Annotated in this window: 16 protein-coding genes and 1 other RNA gene; 10 read left to right on the top strand and 7 right to left on the bottom strand. The window is 64.0% G+C overall.

All coding sequences use genetic code 11. The features are described from left to right. Nucleotides 1–3: 3 nt before the first annotated feature. The 5 genes from ilvD to U1702_RS05770 all read left to right on the top strand — a co-directional run bounded on the left by ilvD (nt 4) and on the right by U1702_RS05770 (nt 7,780). The gene (ilvD, locus tag U1702_RS05790) at nt 4–1,725 is read left to right on the top strand and encodes a dihydroxy-acid dehydratase (RefSeq protein WP_332722867.1); all 1,722 of its coding nucleotides are present in this window, start codon (nt 4–6) and stop codon (nt 1,723–1,725) included. Next, nucleotides 1,712–2,116 (top strand): hypothetical protein, encoded by a 405-nt coding sequence (locus U1702_RS05785; protein ID WP_332722865.1) that lies wholly within the window; start codon nt 1,712–1,714, stop codon nt 2,114–2,116. Before ilvD ends, U1702_RS05785 begins: the two co-directional genes overlap by 14 nt. Next, nucleotides 2,113–2,745, top strand: coding sequence for a DUF2306 domain-containing protein (locus U1702_RS05780; RefSeq protein WP_332722864.1), 633 nt, complete (start codon nt 2,113–2,115; stop codon nt 2,743–2,745). Before U1702_RS05785 ends, U1702_RS05780 begins: the two co-directional genes overlap by 4 nt. Before the next feature lie 22 nt (nt 2,746–2,767). Continuing rightward, nucleotides 2,768–3,152: RNase P RNA component class A (gene rnpB, locus U1702_RS05775), an RNA gene on the top strand. Nucleotides 3,153–3,223: 71 nt separating this feature from the next. Continuing rightward, nucleotides 3,224–7,780 carry a CHAT domain-containing protein gene (locus U1702_RS05770; RefSeq protein WP_332722862.1) on the top strand — a complete coding sequence of 1,519 codons (4,557 nt, stop codon included), beginning with the start codon at nt 3,224–3,226 and terminating at the stop codon, nt 7,778–7,780. Nucleotides 7,781–7,797: 17 nt separating this feature from the next. Here U1702_RS05770 and U1702_RS05765 read toward each other — a convergent pair whose 3' ends face one another. Beyond that, the gene (locus U1702_RS05765; RefSeq protein ID WP_332722860.1) at nt 7,798–8,544 is read right to left on the bottom strand and encodes a Crp/Fnr family transcriptional regulator; all 747 of its coding nucleotides are present in this window, start codon (nt 8,542–8,544) and stop codon (nt 7,798–7,800) included. Nucleotides 8,545–8,736: 192 nt separating this feature from the next. Here U1702_RS05765 and U1702_RS05760 point away from each other — a divergent pair, with 192 nt between their 5' ends. Genes U1702_RS05760 through U1702_RS05750 form a run of 3 tightly spaced genes read left to right on the top strand, consistent with a single transcriptional unit; the run spans nt 8,737 to nt 11,009 of the window. Then, entirely contained in the window at nt 8,737–9,693 is a 957-nt protein-coding gene (locus U1702_RS05760) for a ferritin-like domain-containing protein (RefSeq protein ID WP_332722858.1), read from the top strand. Nucleotides 9,694–9,722: 29 nt separating this feature from the next. Next, nucleotides 9,723–10,727 carry a ferritin-like domain-containing protein gene (locus tag U1702_RS05755; RefSeq protein ID WP_332722857.1) on the top strand — a complete coding sequence of 335 codons (1,005 nt, stop codon included), beginning with the start codon at nt 9,723–9,725 and terminating at the stop codon, nt 10,725–10,727. Between the two features lie 60 nt (nt 10,728–10,787). Beyond that, on the top strand, nt 10,788–11,009 hold the full coding sequence (locus tag U1702_RS05750; RefSeq protein WP_332722855.1) for a DUF2061 domain-containing protein: 222 nt from the start codon (nt 10,788–10,790) through the stop codon (nt 11,007–11,009). Nucleotides 11,010–11,096: 87 nt separating this feature from the next. On the opposite strand, the gene U1702_RS05745 is transcribed toward U1702_RS05750, so the two are convergent. The 6 genes from U1702_RS05745 to U1702_RS05720 form a co-directional block, all read right to left on the bottom strand. Further along, a complete protein-coding gene (locus tag U1702_RS05745; RefSeq protein ID WP_332722853.1) occupies nt 11,097–11,645 on the bottom strand; it encodes a hypothetical protein in 549 nt (182 codons plus the stop codon). Nucleotides 11,646–11,648: 3 nt separating this feature from the next. Beyond that, nucleotides 11,649–13,232, bottom strand: coding sequence for a YadA-like family protein (locus tag U1702_RS05740; RefSeq protein WP_332722852.1), 1,584 nt, complete (start codon nt 13,230–13,232; stop codon nt 11,649–11,651). Nucleotides 13,233–13,460: 228 nt separating this feature from the next. Further along, nucleotides 13,461–14,174 (bottom strand): phosphocholine cytidylyltransferase family protein, encoded by a 714-nt coding sequence (locus U1702_RS05735; protein ID WP_332722850.1) that lies wholly within the window; start codon nt 14,172–14,174, stop codon nt 13,461–13,463. Between the two features lie 7 nt (nt 14,175–14,181). After that, on the bottom strand, nt 14,182–15,273 hold the full coding sequence (locus U1702_RS05730) for an inositol-3-phosphate synthase (RefSeq protein ID WP_332722848.1): 1,092 nt from the start codon (nt 15,271–15,273) through the stop codon (nt 14,182–14,184). Continuing rightward, nucleotides 15,270–16,139 (bottom strand): CDP-alcohol phosphatidyltransferase family protein, encoded by an 870-nt coding sequence (locus U1702_RS05725; RefSeq protein ID WP_332722846.1) that lies wholly within the window; start codon nt 16,137–16,139, stop codon nt 15,270–15,272. Before U1702_RS05725 ends, U1702_RS05730 begins: the two co-directional genes overlap by 4 nt. 122 nt (nt 16,140–16,261) lie before the next feature. After that, nucleotides 16,262–16,447 carry a hypothetical protein gene (locus U1702_RS05720; protein ID WP_332722844.1) on the bottom strand — a complete coding sequence of 62 codons (186 nt, stop codon included), beginning with the start codon at nt 16,445–16,447 and terminating at the stop codon, nt 16,262–16,264. 203 nt (nt 16,448–16,650) lie between these two features. Here U1702_RS05720 and U1702_RS05715 point away from each other — a divergent pair, with 203 nt between their 5' ends. Then, a complete protein-coding gene (locus U1702_RS05715; RefSeq protein ID WP_332722843.1) occupies nt 16,651–16,947 on the top strand; it encodes a ribbon-helix-helix domain-containing protein in 297 nt (98 codons plus the stop codon). After that, on the top strand, nt 16,944–17,255 hold the full coding sequence (locus tag U1702_RS05710) for a type II toxin-antitoxin system RelE/ParE family toxin (RefSeq protein WP_332722842.1): 312 nt from the start codon (nt 16,944–16,946) through the stop codon (nt 17,253–17,255). Before U1702_RS05715 ends, U1702_RS05710 begins: the two co-directional genes overlap by 4 nt. Nucleotides 17,256–17,266: the final 11 nt, after the last annotated feature.

The raw sequence follows: 17,266 nt of genomic DNA, 5'->3' as shown, positions 1-17,266 counted from the left end.
TCCATGACCAACCGTTTCGACAAAGCCCGCCTGCCGTCGCGCCATGTGTCCGTCGGCCCCGAACGCGCCCCACATCGCAGCTATTATTATGCGATGGGGTTGAGTGAAGAGGAGATCGCGCGCCCGTTCGTCGCGCTGGCGAGTGCGGGTAACGACTCTGCGCCATGCAACACGACGCTGGATTACCAGGCCGACGCTGCGCGCAAGGGCGTCGAAAGTAATGGCGGCATGCCGCGCCGGTTTAACACGATCACGGTTACAGACGGTATCGCGATGGGGCATCAGGGGATGAAATCCTCGCTGGTCAGCCGCGAGGTCATTGCAGACTCGGTCGAATTGTCGGTGCGCGGGCATTGCTATGACGCGCTGGTCGGGTTTGCCGGGTGCGACAAGTCGCTGCCGGGGATGATGATGGCGATGCTGCGGCTGAACATCCCGTCAATCTTCGTCTATGGCGGGTCGATCCTGCCTGGCCGCTATCAGGACCGCGACGTCACTGTGGTCGATGTGTTCGAGGTCGTGGGCAAGTTCGCGGCGGGGAATTGCCCGATCAGCGAAGTCCATGCGCTGGAAAAGGTCGCATGCCCCGGTCATGGCGCATGCGGCGGGCAATATACCGCGAACACGATGGCGTGCGTGGGCGAGGCGATCGGATTGTCGTTGCCGAACAGCAACATGGTGCCCGCGCCGTACAGCAGCCGTGAGCAAATCGCCGTTGCCGCGGGCTATCAGGTGATGGAATTGCTGGAGCGCAACATCCGCCCGCGCGACATCTGCACGCGCGAGGCGTTCGTCAACGCGGCGCGGATCGTTGCGGCGACCGGTGGATCGACCAACGGCGCGCTGCATCTGCCCGCGATGGCGCATGAGGCGGGGATCGAGTTCGACCTGTTCGATGTCGCCGAAGTCTTCAAATCAACGCCTTACCTGGCCGATTTGAAACCCGGTGGGAAGTATGTGGCGAAGGATATGTATGACGCGGGGGGCGTTTACATGTTGATGAAGACACTGCTGGCGAACGACCTGCTCGACGGCAATTGTCTGACCGTGACCGGCAAGACGCTGGGCGAGAATATCGACGCGGTGACGTGGAACCCGGACCAGAAGGTCATTTACGATGTGAAGACACCGATCACGCCGACCGGCGGTGTTGTGGGCTTGCGTGGATCACTCGCACCCGATGGCGCGATCGTGAAGGTCGCGGGGATGAGTCGACTAGTGTTCGAGGGACCGGCGCGCTGCTTCGATTGCGAGGAAGATACGTTCGCAGCGGTCGAGGCACGCTCGATCAACGAGGGCGAGGTTATCGTCATCCGCTATGAAGGGCCGAAGGGCGGGCCGGGGATGCGCGAGATGCTGTCGACCACCGCTGCGCTCTATGGGCTTGGTATGGGCGAGAAGGTCGCGCTGATCACCGATGGGCGGTTTTCGGGTGCGACGCGGGGTTTCTGCATCGGCCATGTCGGGCCGGAGGCGGCGGACGGCGGGCCGATCGCGCTGGTCGAGGATGGCGACACGATCCGCATCGACGCCGAACTCGGCACGATCGACCTGCTGGTCGCCGATGATGTGCTCGCCGAACGCCGCGCAAAATGGCAGCCGCGCACGAATGACTATCAGTCGGGCGCATTGTGGCGCTATGCGCAAAATGTCGGACCGGCCTATCAGGGGGCGGTGACGCATCCGGGGGCAAGTTCCGAAACGCATGTCTATGCGGATATCTGAAGCGGCGGGGCTGTTGGCGATACTGTCGCTTGCCGCCTGTGGCGCACCAAAGGTCGAGACCAAGGCTGATCGGGCCGAGACGGCACGGATCGAGGCCGCGCGCGCGGAGGCCGAGGGTCGCATCCCGTGCGCGATTGGCGGGACGACGACCTTTACCACCGACTGCACGATCGAGCGCGCGCAGACGCAGGACGGGCTGATGCTGACCGTGCGGCATCCGCAGGGCGGCTTCCATCGGCTGCGTGTGACCACCGACGGGCGCGGTGTAGTGGCGGCGGACGGCGCGCGCGAGGCGGTGGTGTCGATCATCGACAAGGACGCGATCGAGGTCGCGATCGAGGATGCGCGTTATCGCCTGCCCGCGCGGGTCCGGGGTGCCGATACGAAATGATCGCCAGCCCACGCGCGTGGGGATGGGCGGCCTTTTGGCTGGTTACCGGTGTCGCGGCTGCGTGGTTTCTGGCTGAGGCACTAACATTCGTTTCGGAACGCGATGCGCCCGCCGGGGAGACGCTGCTCAACCGACGCATATGGTATTATTCGCATATTGCGCTGGCGGTGCCGCTGCTGCTGATCGCGCCGATCCAGTTCGTGGCTGCATTGCGCATCAAGCGTCCGACTGTGCATCGCTGGTTGGGGCGGGCGTATTTGACCGCATCGCTGGTGGCGGGACTGATAGCGCTGCATCTGGGGCTGACGATCACCACGCCGGGGACGCAGGTGCCGCTGAGCCTGTTCGCGGTCGTGTGGATCGGGTTCAGCGTCATCGCGTGGCAAGCGGCGCGGCGGCGGCGCTTCGACGTGCATCGCGCGTTTGTGATCCGCGGGACGGCATTGGCACTGTCGTTCGTGTGGGTGCGGATGATGGCGGCGGGGGACGGCATGCTGCTGGGGTTTGTCGAGAGTGAGGAGATGCGCGCGGCGACGCGGGGCTGGCTCAGCTTCGTGCTGCCGCTGCTGGTGACCGAGGCATGGCTGAGCTGGTGGCCCGCCGCGAAACGGGCATTTGCACGCCCCTGACTTTCATCGTATCGCCGCCTCGCCAGAGGGTTGGGCGACCGCGTTCCCGGATCATGTCCGGGGCCGAGGAAAGTCCGGGCTCCACGGGAACACGGTGCCGGGTAACGCCCGGCGGCCACGGATCTGATCCGGGGTCAGGGAAAGTGCCACAGAGAGCAAACCGCCAACGGGCTTCGGCCACGGGCAAGGGTGAAAGGGTGCGGTAAGAGCGCACCGCGCGACCGGTAACGGAAGCGGCATGGCAAACCCCACCGGGAGCAAGATCGAATAGGGGCCGCATATGGGGTGTTCCGCCTCGCGGCCCGGGTTGATTGCTTGAGCCCGCACGCAAGTGCGGGCCTAGAGGAATGGTCGCACAGTCCCTGCAAGGGGATGGACAAAACCCGGCTTACAGACCCTCTGGCAACTTATTTCGTCTGAATTGACGGGCTTGTCATCGCATCGCCGGTTGGAGGATAAGAGGGCGGAGGCGGGATCTATGATACGCGGAATCCTTCTTGGTGCGGGTGTATCGTTCGCAGCACTTGTCACGACCCAGGCCGAGGCGCGGCAAACCGATTTTCGCAAGGCGTGCATACAGGAAGCGCGGCTTCCGACGCCCAATGATCCCACCGGTGTCTCTTACGATGACATGGTTGCCGAACGTGCGATCCAGCTTTGCCGCCGGGCGCTGGAGACTGCGCCGGACGATCGTGATGTGCTTGCCAATCTGGGCCGTGCGCTGACCAAGGCGGGTGAGGGCAAGAAAGCACTGCCCTATATCGAGCGGGCAGCCGCAGCCGGCAGCATGCAGGCGCTCAACACGCTGGCCAGCATTTACGAAAATGGCGAGGGGGTTCCCAAAGATTCCGCACGCGCCTTTGCCATCGTCAAATCGGGCGAGCGCAGCGGCTATGCGTGGATCGTCGGGCGGCTGGCGGAATATTACATGGCCGGGACTGGTACGCCGGTCGACCTGAAGGCCGGGATTGCGATGTATGAGCGGGCCGTTGGGCTGGGCAACCGGGGCGGCGCGAAGGATCTGGGCGATATCTATCGCTTTGGAAAATACGGGGTGCCGCGTGACTATGCATTGGCGCGGAAATGGTATTCGCGCGCAATGGCGATGGGCGACGCCGATTCGATTGCGGCATTGGCTTATATGGCCGAGGCGGGCCATGGTTCGCCGAAGGACGATGTCGAGGCGCGGCGGCTCTATGCACTGGCCGTCAAACAGGGGTCGGGCTGGGCGGCGTCGAATTTGAGTCTGTTGCTGCGGAACGGTCGTGGCGGGCCGCGTGACGCTGTCGGGGCGTTCAACCTCACGAAGCTGGCGGTGGATCGCGGGGACGCGGCCGGCATGCGCATGCTCGGCTATCACTACCACCAGGGCGTCGGTGTCGAGCGCGACCTGCCGAAGGCGATCCTGTGGTATCGCAAAGCGGCTGACGAGGACGAGACCGAGGCGATGGTGCAACTCGGCGACATGGCGAGCATGGGCGAAGGCATGCCGCGCGACGAGGGCGCCGGACGCGAATGGTATCGCAAGGCGGCAGAGGCAGGCGATGCGCGGGGCATGCAGCGGCTGGCTCGTGCGCTGAGTTCGAGCGAATTCACCGGCCAGCCGAGCGATAATCCGGCTGCGGTCAAATGGTATCACAAGCTGGCCGAGGACGAGGATGCGGACAATGCGGCGATTGCCGCCGCTGCCTTTGCCGAGGGCAAGGAGGTTCCCGCCGACCTGAAAGCAGCGCGCCGCTATTATGAGAAAGCGCTGGCCTCAGATGTCCCGAACGTCGCCGGGCCGCTCGTTGAAGTGGTGCTCCGCGACGATCCGTCACAAGCTGATAAGGCTTATGCGCTGGCGCTGATCGAGAAGCGTGCGGCGATGAACGAGGGTTGGGCGCTGGCCGCGCTGGCGCATCCCGGATCGCTGATGGAATCGCGCGGACTGGTCGTCGATAGCGTCAAATGGCGCGCCCGGATCGCGGGTGAGACCGATCCCAAAGTGCTGCTCGGGGTGGCCGAGGCGTTGCAGATGGGACGGTTGTCTGCGCAGCAATTCGCCTTGGCGATGCGCTACACGGGTGCCGCGACCGATCCGGTTGCCGCCAAGCAGTTTCAGATTCAGCTGATGCTCAACCTGCAGTTGCAGGAAGCGGCGCTGCGCGAGGTGGCGCGCTATTCGGAGACCGCCGAGTTCAAGGCGATGACGCCGGAGCGTCGGGAGACGTTCCTGAAAGTTGCCGACACCCCCTTTGCCTTCAACTTCACGCGCACGGCGAGCCATGCGCCGTTGCTGCGCCAGCTTTCGGAGCTGGGGATGAAGGAGGCGGCGTCGCGCTATGCCTGGATGCTGCTGGACGAAGGCAAGGGCGATGCGAAGGCGGCGCGCACCTGGTTCGAGCAGGGTGCCAAATTGGGGTCGGGCGATGCGATGCGCGCGATCGGCTATATGCACATGCGCGGGTTCGACGGCCAGAAGAGCGCGCTGAAGGCGGTTCGGGCCTGGGAAGACGCCTATCGGCAGGGCGAGTCCTATGCCGCCTATAACCTGGCCGTCTATTATGGCGGAACCATGGAATTTACCGAGGCTGAGCTGGTGGGCGCGCCGTCGCCCGATCCGGTTCAGGCGTTCGAGTGGATGCAGCGGGCAGCGTCGGCAAGCTATGCCATGCAGGTCAATCTCGCGCGGATGTACATGGCCGGCAACGGCACCAAGGCGGATCCGAAAGAGGGCATCCGGCTGCTGCGTTATGCCGTGCATTGCGGCGATTACAGCGCGCGCGTGGCGATGGGTGAGGCGTATCTGCACGGGGTGGGCGTGGCCAAGGATCCGACAATGGCGCTGCGCTGGTTCAAGCACGCCGCTTACCCGCGCTTTTCGGGCGGTGCCGAGGCGATGGTGCGCGCGTCGGCGCTGGGCTGGGGCATGACGCCCGATGTGAAGCAGGTGCGCTACTGGCTCGCCGAGGGCGTGCGGCGGACCAGCGAAAACGCGAAGAAATGGACCGAGGCGTGCGGTGCGCAGGCGACGATTGCATGTTTGGTGAAGCAAAAGGATTTCACGCCGATTCCCATCGGGGTGGAGACGCCCGATATCGCACCCGAGCCGGCGTTCGAGGACCGGGCTGCCGCGCTGACCAAAGCGCTGGACGCGGCCGTCGAGCAAGGTTCTGAATTCGCGGTGTTCGAAGGGTTTCGCGGGCTTGAGGAGCATTATCTGCTCTACAACAAGATGGACCTGTATCTGGCGACCAAGATGCGGTCGCTGGCTACGAAGGAAGCCGGGCTGCGCGTGAAGTTTGGCGGCACGGACAATTATTTCGCGCTGATCGAAGCCTCCTGCCTCTGGTCGACCGCTGCGACGGAGGCCAATGGCGGCGGTCGACCGGAGGCGGCACTGTTCTTCGCAAAGGTTGCCGTGAACAAGCTGCAGGATGCGCGCAAGCGGATCGCGGACCTCGATCCATCGATCCGCGAATGCTTCATCCGCGTGCATCAGGATCGCTATCGCTATCTCGCCGATATTTTCATGGGCATGGGGCGGTTCGCCGAGGCCGAGAATGTCCTGGCGATGCTCAAGGATTTCGAGACCTATAATTACACGCGGGATAAGCGGCGCGAGGGCGAGGCGTTCGAGCGGATGCCGCTGGACGCGACGCAGACCGCGAGTCTGGCGGCATTCGACAATGCCACGGCGGCGCTGCATCAGGCGGGAAGCGCGCGCGACCGGCTGATCGCATTGCAGGCAAAGGGCGATCTGACCGCCGATCAGCAAAAGGAGCTCGAGGTTGCCACGACCGCGCTGGGCGCGGCGCAATCGGCGTTCCGCACCGAATTGACATCGCTGGGCACCGCGGTGGCGGCGCTGGATTCAAAGCGGGCGCCCGATCTGGAGGCAAAGGCGAACCGGGTCGCGGCGATCCAGCCCAAGCTGATCACCACGGTGCGACGGTTGGGCAAGGATGTCGCCGCGCTGCATGCGGTGGTGCTGCCGGACCGCATCCACTGGTTGCTGACCACCGCCAATTACCAGCGATCGATCGTCGTGCCGGTCGACATCATCGCGCTGCGCAAGGACGTTGGTGCCTATCGTCAGGCGATCAGCGACAAGGCGGTGTTCATTACCGATCCCGCGAGCAAGCTGTACAAGGCGGCATTCGAGCCGGTGGACAGGGCGCTGAAGGCGGCGGGCATCAAGCAGGTGATGCTCTCGCTCGACGACGCATTGCGCTATTTGCCGTTTGCGGCGCTGCATGACGGCAAGGACTGGCTGGCGAAACGCTATGCATTCAGCGCGTTCCGATCGATCGACGAAGTCCAAACCGGGCCGACGGATGCGAAAAACTGGCGCGTCGCTGCGCTTGGCGCGAGTCAGGGCGGAAGTGGCCTTAGCCCTTTGCCAGCCGTCCCCGCCGAACTGAGCGGGATCGTCCGCGCCGATCCGGCCATAGCAACGGGCGTGCTGCCCGGCGTCGTCCGGCTGGATGCGGCGTTCGACCGGGCGGCATTGGGCACCGCGATGGCGGGCGGGTATCGCGTGATCCACATCGCATCGCACTTCTCGCTCGATCCGGGGAGCGCGTCCAAATCGTTCCTGTTGCTCGGCGACGGTAAGCAGCTGCCGCTCAACGAGTTTATCAGCGACGGCCGCTTTACCGCGATCGACGTGGACCTGCTGGCGCTATCGGCATGCCAGACCGGCGTGCCGCAGATCGACCAGAACGGGGCGGAGATCGATTCCAGCCTTGCGGAAATGGCGCAAAAGGCGGGCGCGTCGGCGGTGCTGGCATCATTGTGGTCAGTGGCGGACGAATCCACCGCCGTGCTAATGCAGCGTTTCTATGCGATCCAGGCCAAGGGCGCGACGAGCAAGGCCGAAGGGCTGCGGCAGGCGCAGGTCGCACTGATGGATGCGAGCGGCAAGGCCGGTGGCGACCGGGGTGAGATGCGCGCGCCACCGCCCGGCAGCGCGCCAACCGGACCGGCGGTGACAGGCTATGCCCACCCATTCTACTGGGCGCCGTTCGTGCTGCTGGGGAATTGGCAGTAGCCGGGTGTCTGTGTCGATCAGATTGCAACGGGCGCGGGCAATAGCGCGCGCGCTATAGCCGGGCTACCCTCCGGAGCAGGTGCGGGGCGTGCTGCATGGCGACCGATCAGGCTGTCATAGCTGAGCTCCGCAGCACCATAGGCATTGCCGGCGACCGCCGTCAGCCCTTCACGATCGCGTATCGCGATCAATGCGCGGGTCGAACGGATCAGCAATCGACCCTCCAGCTCGTGCAGACACTCCGTAACGGTCGCGCGACGCAGGTTGAGGGTGTCGGCGAGCTTGCGGTGCGTGACGGAAAAGGAGGGTGTGCCCAGCCGGTCGTGGAGCATCAATAACCGCCGCGCGACGCGTGCATGGGCCGAATCGCGCAGGCTAGAGACAATGGTGGTCGACAACTGAGCCGTCAGGCACTGGATGTAGCGCAGCAGGATTTGGCGAAGGTCCGGACAGACCGATACCAACGCGCCCATGCTTCGTGCGCTGAGCACCAGTGCGCTGCCGCGATGGGACACGACGCTGTTCAGGAACGGCAGGCCCGAGAGCAGCCCCGGCCAGCCGATCGCCCCCTCCCGACCCACCAGCGCGACTTCATAATGCCGGTCGCTCACGCATTGCGACAAGGCAAGGATCGCGGTTTCGGGAAAGCAGGTGCCCATCGAGCCGTCGCTTTCGCGCAACTGGATCGGGGTTCGGTCGTCCAGCCATACGCGCGTTGCGCGCGCCTGGAGTAGCGAAGCTTCATTGTGGGGAAGTCGATCCACCAACGCGTTGGTAGCAACGGTCTGTGGTGGAAATCCTCGCATCTGCGCTTTCCCCTTTTGCGCCGGTTTGGCGTCGTTACGCCAAATCGAGGCACAAGTTCCCGTCGGTACGTTGCCGGACCGACAGGACCCGCATGAGGAACGGTCTGCACCCACCCTTGTTCCCGGCCTTGTTGTTCGAGGAGGAACGTAATGGAAAGAAGTGACGAGCTGATCGAAGCGCTGGAGGCTCGGGGCGAACGCCGCGAGAGCCGGCGCAACTTCTTCATGGCTTTCGGCCTGGTGGGAACGACCGCCGCCGCAGTCACGCAAATGGGTTCGCCGGCGAGCGCGCAGACGGCGCCCAGCGACGCAGACATTCTGAACTTCGCGTTGAACCTCGAATATCTCGAAGCGCAATTCTACCTTTTCGCTGCGACGGGTGCCGGTCTTCCGGCCGGTTTGCTGACCGGGCGCGGGACACAGGGTGCGGCGACCGGCGGACGGCAGGTGGCGTTCACCGATCCGGTGGTCGCGCAATATGCGCGCGAGATCGCTGCCGATGAACGTGCGCATGTTGAGTTTCTGCGCAGCGCGCTGGGCACGGTCGCGGTCGCCCAGCCTGCGATCGACATCGGATCGAGTCCCACTGGAGCCTTTTCGTCGGCCGCACGCGCGGCCGGACTGATCGGTGCCGGTGCGTCGTTCGATCCCTATGCAAATGACGAGAATTTTCTCCTCGCCGCCTATATCTTCGAGGATGTCGGCGTCACCGCCTATAAGGGTGCATCGCCGCTAGTGCAGAACAAGACGTTTCTGGAAGCGGCGGCAGGACTTCTGGCGGTCGAAGCCTATCATGCCGCGATCGTGCGCACGACGCTGTATGCCAAGGGGCTGACGACACCCAGCCTGATCGATGCGACGGAGGCGATCTCAGACGCGCGCGACAGTCTCGACGGGTCGAGCGATCTCGATCAGGGCGTTCGCGCGACGGGTTCCGGCTTGACGACCGCGAGTAACATCGCGCCGCTTGACGCGAACGGTATCGCGTACAGCCGCACCCCCGGACAGGTTCTGAACATCGTCTATCTCAACCGGGCAGCCGTGACCGGCGGCGGGTTCTTCCCCGCAGGCGTCAACGGCGAACTCCGCATGAGCGCGGCCAACTGAGGTTCGGGCATAGCCCAAGGAGGTTTCCCATGAAGCAAGATCTGATCCTCGAAGTGCTCGGCGCAAGCGAGCAACGCCGGGACGAGCGGCGTAAATTCCTGAAAGCCGCTGGCGGCGCAACCGCGGCAATTGCGGGTGCCTCGCTACTCGCAGCGTGCGATAAAACCGACAGCAGCGGTGCGGTGACGCCCGCGCCGACTCCGACGCCAACCCCGCCCGCTACCGGTGTAACCGATGGCGACGTTTTGAACTTCGCCCTCAATCTCGAATATCTGGAAGCGCAATTCTATCTGTTTGCAGCAACTGGATCGGGACTTCCGGCGAATATGCTGGATGGGACGGGAACGCAGGGGGCGGTCACTGGCGGGCGACAAGTGGTCTTTACCGATCCGCTGGTCGCGCAATATGCCCGTGAGATCGCTGCGGACGAACGAGCGCATGTCGCATTCTTGCGCACCGCGCTGGGCACCGCCAAGGTCGCCCAACCGGCGATCGACATCGGATCGAGCCCGACCGGTGCCTTCTCCTCGGCAGCGCGTGCCGCCGGACTTATCGGTGCCGGCGCATCGTTCGACCCCTATGCCAGCGATGAGAACTTCCTGCTGGGTGCCTATATCTTCGAGGATGTCGGTGTGACCGCATATAAGGGCGCGTCGGTGCTGATTACCAACAAGACGTTCCTGGAGGCCGCGGCGGGCATATTGGCGGCGGAAGCCTATCATGCCGGACTGGTGCGCACGGTGCTGTATCGCAAGGGTATTGCGACGCCGACGCTGATCGACGCGACCGAAGCGATCTCGAACGCGCGTGACAGTCTCGACGGGGCGAGCGACCTGGATCAGGGCGTCAAGGCGACCGGTACCGGCGCAACTACGGCGTCGAATATCGCGCCAACCGACAGTTCGGGCCTCGCTTTCAGCCGGACCACGGGACAGGTGCTTAACATCGCCTATCTCAACAAGATGGCGGTCGATCGCGGCGGGTTCTTCCCCGCCGGTGTCAACGGCACCGTTCGCCTCAGCGCGGCGAACTAGTTCAGCAAAGGGAGGAATACCATGTCACACGGCCACGGACCCTGCCTGAAGATCACGTGCATGAAGACGGGCAGCTACGCGTTGATGCATTTCGTCGTTGCGATCGCTGTTGCCTATATGTTGACGCGGGATTGGCGTGCGGCGCTGGCAATCGGGATTGTCGAGCCGTTTGTGCAGACCTTCGCTTTCTACTTCCATGACAGGGCGTGGAGCAAGGTGACCAACCCGCCGATGCGGGCGGCAACGCCGGCGGAGAGTGTGGAATTGTCTTCTCCGATGTGATGACGCGATTGTGAGACAAGGAAAGGCGGGGTTTCGGCCCCGCCTTTTCGCTTTTCCGGGTGGGATGACGGGCGAACCCACCATGCGCTATTTTTTGGGCGGCGGTGCCGCCGGGCGCGGCGCGGCCTGATCGCTTCCGACTGACCGGGCACCGATCGAGACGCCCATCAGTCGCCAGCGATTTCCATACCATTGATAGCTGAAGTCGAACAGGATGGCGGTCGGGCGCAGGTTGAACGACCCCTGCATGCGCAGCAGGCCGTTGCCCTCGATCGCCGGCGCGCGCGCGTAAGTCGGCGCGAGCAGCAGCGTGTTCGACAGATCGACGTTAAGTTGACGGATCCCGGCAAAGATTTGCGCGAGGCGCGCGGCATCGTTGTTGAGTTGAAATCCGGGCGCGGAGAGATCGCGCAGCACCGAGTAATTGCCCGACTGGTTGGCATGATCGATCGCCGCCATTGTTGTCCATAGCAGCTTGGCGCGCTGAAGCTCGTCGGGCAGCGGTTGCGAGGATTGCGGTGCGGCCTGCGCACCGGACGGCGCTTGCTGTGCGATAGAGGGGGCAGCAGCAGCAGCGAGGAAAAGGACGGCCGGGGCAAGGAGCCCCGGCCGGTTACGCTTAAACAAGGTTTTCATCGTTTACCAGGCAACCTGGAAACCACCGCGCGCGCCGATCTCACCGGTCTGGAAACCGGCACCGACGCCTGCGGAGAAGATTGCACGATCACTGATCCGGGCGCTGAGTGCGACCGAACCGGCGGCACGTTCGTTGAAATAGCCGACGCCGCCGGACATGGCGAATTTCGACCCTTCGGGCACCATCGGGCTTTCCATCGCCAGCGCCAGCGCGACACCTTCATTGGTGCGGCGCAGTTCGCTGCGGATCGAGGCATCCGATGCAATCAGCCCGGCAACCTGACCGTTGAGGGTGCCGACCTGCGTGTTCAGCGTGCCCACTTGGGTGTTCAGCGTGCCGACCTGGGTTTGCAGCGTGCCGACCTGACCGCTGATCGTGGACACCTGAGTCCCCAATGCGGTGACCGAGGCGGCGGTGGCGAGGCTGGCGACCGTCGGACCGCGACCCAGCGTGCCGGTGGCATCCGCCGTCACGACGTTGACTGCGCCGACCTGTGCCGCGGTGCTGGCGGTGAGATCGCCGACGGTGACCGAGCTGCCGGCACCGCCGACAACGACCTGATTGGCGCGCGTAGTGGTGGCACCGAAGCCGACCGCGGTCGAATTGTCGAAGCCCGCGTTCGCATTCTTGCCGATCGCGCTGGCATTCACGCCCGCTGCATTGGCCTGATGGCCGACCGCGAGCGATAGGTTGCCGGTTGCCGAAGCCTGCCAGCCGAACGCTTGAGCACCACGCCCCGATGCAGTCGATTCGCCGCCGATTGCGGTGGAGTGGAAGCCGGAGGCATTGGCAAGATCGCCCAGTGCGACCGCATCCTCATCGGTTGCGCGCGCGCCGTTGCCGATTGCAACCGACGTGCCGAGCGAAGTCGGGTTTGTTGCGGTCGTGGTGTTGGCGCCCGTACCGATCGCAATCGAATTATTGGCCGAAGCGACGGCGCCAAGTCCGCCAGCATAGGCGTTCGTGCCAGCAGCGGTTGCTGCATAGCCGTTTGCGACGCTGGCGGCGCCGGTTGCCTGCGAGAAACTACCCGTGGCGGTGCTGCCAACACCGGACGCTACCGATCCGGTGCCCACTGCGGTAGACTGCACGCTGCTCGACAGCGCATTTGAGCCAACGGCGGTTGCGCTTACAAACGTCGCCTGCGCGCCGATGCCCACTGCGGTTGCATTTAGCCCGGATGCACTTGCACCCGCGCCGATTGCGCTCGATCCGATGCCATCGGCGTTGGAATTGCTGCCATAGGATGAGGCATTGGTGGCGGTGGCGTTGGAATTATAGCCATTTGCGGTCGAACCGGCGCCGGTCGCATCCGACAAAGAACCGGTGGCTGTGCTCTGACTGCCGATCGCTTCGGATGACTCGCCAACGGCGGTGCTTTCTGCACCTGTTGCGGTGGCCGCAGCGCCGACCGCCGTCGCGAAGGTCGCCGCGCCGGTGGTGCTGTTGCTGCCGCACTCGGTCGAACCGACACCTGCGCCGTCGTTACAAGGTGCCGTCGCGTCCGCCAATGCCGGGGTTGCGGTGAAGAAAAGTGCTGCCGCGCCGCCAAGGGCAACGCTGGTCAACAATGCAGGTTTGCGCATCGAAATCTCCTGTCAAACTGTTAGCCCGCTCGCATTCAAGGCGACCGGTTACGCACTCGGCATGCACGCTTTACAGGGAGCAAAGGCTCCAACATTGAGAGGCGCGCGGGCGTGCCAGACCTGCGCGTCGATCAGCGTGAGATGTAACAGGAATCCAACCGGTTTCTAGCGATATAAATCGTTAAAGCCGGGACGACGCGGTACGGTGCCGTACAGGCGGACAGTCTTTTAAATCATTTCAGCCGATTGTCGGACCCAGGCCTCCGCCTTGTCGAGGGCGGGCTGGTCATCGACATCGATCCAGCCCAACGTGCCGCAATCGATCACGCGCGCCGTTCCCCGCATGGCGAGAATGCGCATGCCCTCGGTCAGCGACGGTGCATTGAGCGTGCGAAGCGCGGCGAACAGCGCCGGGCCGACCGCGAACACGCCGGTGTCGAAACAGTCATAGGGTTCGAGGTGCTTGCCGATGCCGACAATGCGGTCGCCATTGGTCGCTACGCGGGTGACATCGTCGAGATCGACCAGATCGCTGGCGATGTTACGGTCGACCCCCAGCCGCGCACCGCCGCCAGCACCGGCCTGTGCCACGCGCCGGTACAGCGCGGGTTCGACCAGATGATCGCACATCGCCAGCAACGCCTCACCGCCCGCAACGGCGCACTCCGCAGCCAGCAGCGAAACGCCATTGGGTTTGCGGTAATCGTCGGTCCGCACCGTCTCTACCGGGATCGGCAGCGTGCATGAGTCGAGATGCGCTTCGATAACCTCCGCCGCATAGCCGAGGACGACCACGACCCGCTTTATTCCCGCCGCCGCGAGATTTTGGATGGCATGCTCGATCAACGGCCGCCCTGCGACATGGCAGAGCGGCTTAGACGGCACCACGGCGCGAAGGCGGCTGCCTTCGCCCGCAGCGAGCAGGATTGCGGTGTCGATCATGCTGCGATCAAGCGGCAGCGATGAAGTCTTCGACTGCCTGCGCCGCGAGATCGTCAGTCATCTGCGTGCGCGGATGCTTGCAGAAATAGGCCGATGCCGCGTCGATCGGTCCAGCGATGCCGCGATCCTTGGCGATCTTGGCACAACGGATCATGTCGATGGCCACGCCGGCGCTGTTGGGCGAGTCTTCAACCGACAGGCGCAGTTCCAGGTTCATCGGCACGCCGCCGAACATCGACCCTTCCATGCGCAGGAAGCAGACCTTGTTGTCGTTCTGCCACGGCACATAGTCGGACGGGCCGATATGGACATTCTCGTCCTCCAACCGCTCGGCCGCAACCGACTGCACCGCTTCGGTCTTGGAAATCTTCTTCGACGCCAGGCGGCGGTGGTTCGACATATTCAGGAAATCGGTATTGCCGCCCGTGTTGAGCTGGTAGGTCCGCTCCAGCTTCACGCCGCGCTTGGCGAACAGGTCGGTCAGCACGCGGTGGACGATCGTCGCGCCCAGCTGTGCCTTGATGTCGTCGCCGATGATCGGCACGCCGGCATCGATGAAGCGCTGCGCCCATTCGGGGTTGCTGGCGATGAACACGGGAATGTTGTTGACGAACGCGACGCCGGCTTCGAGCGCGCATTCGGCGTAGAATTCGCTGGCTTTCTGCGATCCGACGGGCAGATAGTTCATCAACACGTCGGTCTTGGTCGCGCGCAGCATGGCGACGACTTCGTCCTTGGTCGCTTCGCGTGCTTTGGCGACGATAAAGGTACGGTCGTCATTATATTCGTCCATATGCTCGGCGACGCCGTCGAGGATGCGGCCCATCTGGACCACTGCGCCGGTCGGCTCGACCGTGTCGCAGAAGATCGCGGTGCAATTCGGTTTGGCGAAGATCGCCTCCGCCACGTCCTTGCCCACCTTGCGCGAATCGACGTCCCATGCGGCGACGACCTTGATGTCGCTGGGGCGGTAACCGCCCAGATCGACGTGCATCAGGCCGATCGTGTCGTTCGCGCCTTCACGATAATGCGACAGGCCCTGCACCAGCGAGCTGGAACAATTGCCGACGCCGACCAGGGCGATGTTGATGCTCGTCATTGTTTGTCTTGTCCTATGAGGGTGTGTGTTGGTTGATGAAGATACGCAGCGGCGCCGCCCCGGATGAGGCGACCCTCCACGATGCGATGCCAGATAAGGCCGACGACCAGGATTACGGTCAGCGGCACGATTTCAAACCACCAGAAGAAGCGCGGATCGCCGCCCACGCAAGCGAGAAAGATCGCAATGACGCGGACATTGGCGCTGAGCAGGCTCATTAGGTGGAGCGGACGCGCGGCCCGCACGCCGTAATCGGCGGCGAGTCGCGCGGGATCGGGTGCGGCGCGCAGGACATTGTCGAACGACTGCGCGAATCGGTCGATCGTGCCCGCGACATAATCATAGAGCTGGACCAGCGGGTTGCGGCTGGGGACGGGCGGGGCGGCGGCGACGCCCTTGATCCGCCGATGGAACCGCGCGCGCTCGCTCTCGTACAGGTTCGACTGCACGGCGTGGAATATCCCGGCGGTGACCGACAACACCCAGCCCTCGATCGTGCCGATGGAAATGGCCAGCGCGATATAGATCAGTGCGAACACGCCATGATCGCACAGCCCGTCAAGTGCGCGACCCAGCGGGCTGGCGGTGTTGGTGGCGCGGGCGATCATCCCGTCGAGGCCGTCGGCGATCAACCACGCGATCGACAGCAACAGCCCCATGACCGCGAACTGCCAATGGCCCCAATTGGCATAGGAAAGCGCAGCGAGCGTGCCCAGAACCAGCCCGCCGACCGACACAATATTGGCCGAAATGCCACGCGCGACGAACAGCGGGAGCAGCCTGCGCCCCGCCGGGTGAACGATCCAGAGATTGGTCGGATCCTCGATGCGGAGATCCCGCGATCCATCCGGTAACACGCCTGTCATTGCCACGTCATAAACAGTGTTTCGCCATTGGTCACCAACCGAGTTGTTACAGTCCGCCGGTTGCTGTCGAGAAACCGGTGTCCCGGTTTCGGGCAGCGACGGTGCGTTTGTGGCAGGGCGGCTCATCGTGGCGGCGGCGCATAGCTCTCCAGAAAGCCGCACCCGTCACAGCGCCACGTCCTGATCTCGATCGGTTTCCGCCCCTCCAGCTTCACGCCCACCCAGATACTCTTCGCCGGCGTCCCCTCCAGCCAGCTGCTGACGCCGCGCGCGCCATAGGTGTTGTCGATCACGAACCCCTCGGTCATCGAGCGCTGACATTTCGGGCATGGTTTGGTGCATCGCATCGCATGGCTCCCCCATTGTACCGGTGCTGGGACCGGTTGCGGGGGATTTAAGCAGAGATGCGGCGAGCGGTCGAATCGCGCAGGTTTCTGCCGCACACCGAGCACTTTCTTGAAGCCGGACGGGTTCCGCTATATCCTCGCACCCTATCGCAAGGATGATACCGATGGAATCCACTCGCCGCCTTTCAGTCGAACTGCCCGACGATGTGGCCGATGCCGTAGAGGCGCGGGTCAGTGCAGGTGAGTATGAGAGCGTCAGTGCGGTGATTGAGGAGGGGTTGCGCGCGTTGGCGGCGCGGGAGGATGATCCGGCCTGGGATGCCGAGGTCGAGCATTGGCTACGCGAGACGGTGGTGCCAACGGCGCAACGGGTGCGTGATGGCAAGGAGCGGATGTACTCGCCCGAGGAAGTCCGAGCGCAGATCGACGCGTTGCATGAGCGGACCGTTCGCGGCGAATGATGCGCTATAGGGTGGTTTATTCGGACCTGGCGCAGGCGCAATTGCTCGATCTCTATCGTTATATCGCCGGTGAGTCCGGGCCGCATGTGGCGAGACGCTATGTCCGGCGGATCGAGGCGCAATGCGAACGCCTGGACACCTTTGCACTGCGGGGTTCACCGCGCGACGATCTGATGCCGGGGCTACGGACGTTATCGTTCGAGCGGCGGGTGGTGATTGGCTATCTGGTTGTCGAGAACGTCGTTTCGATCGTGGGTGTGTCTTATGGCGGGCGGGATCTGAGTCGGGTGTTTCACGACCCGGATTGAGCCGCCTTCGT

The organism is Sphingomonas sp. LT1P40 (genome assembly GCF_036663835.1).
GTDB lineage: Bacteria > Pseudomonadota > Alphaproteobacteria > Sphingomonadales > Sphingomonadaceae > Sphingomonas.
Note: the sequence above shows the minus strand (reverse complement) of the source record. Positions and strands in the feature narration are given on the sequence as shown.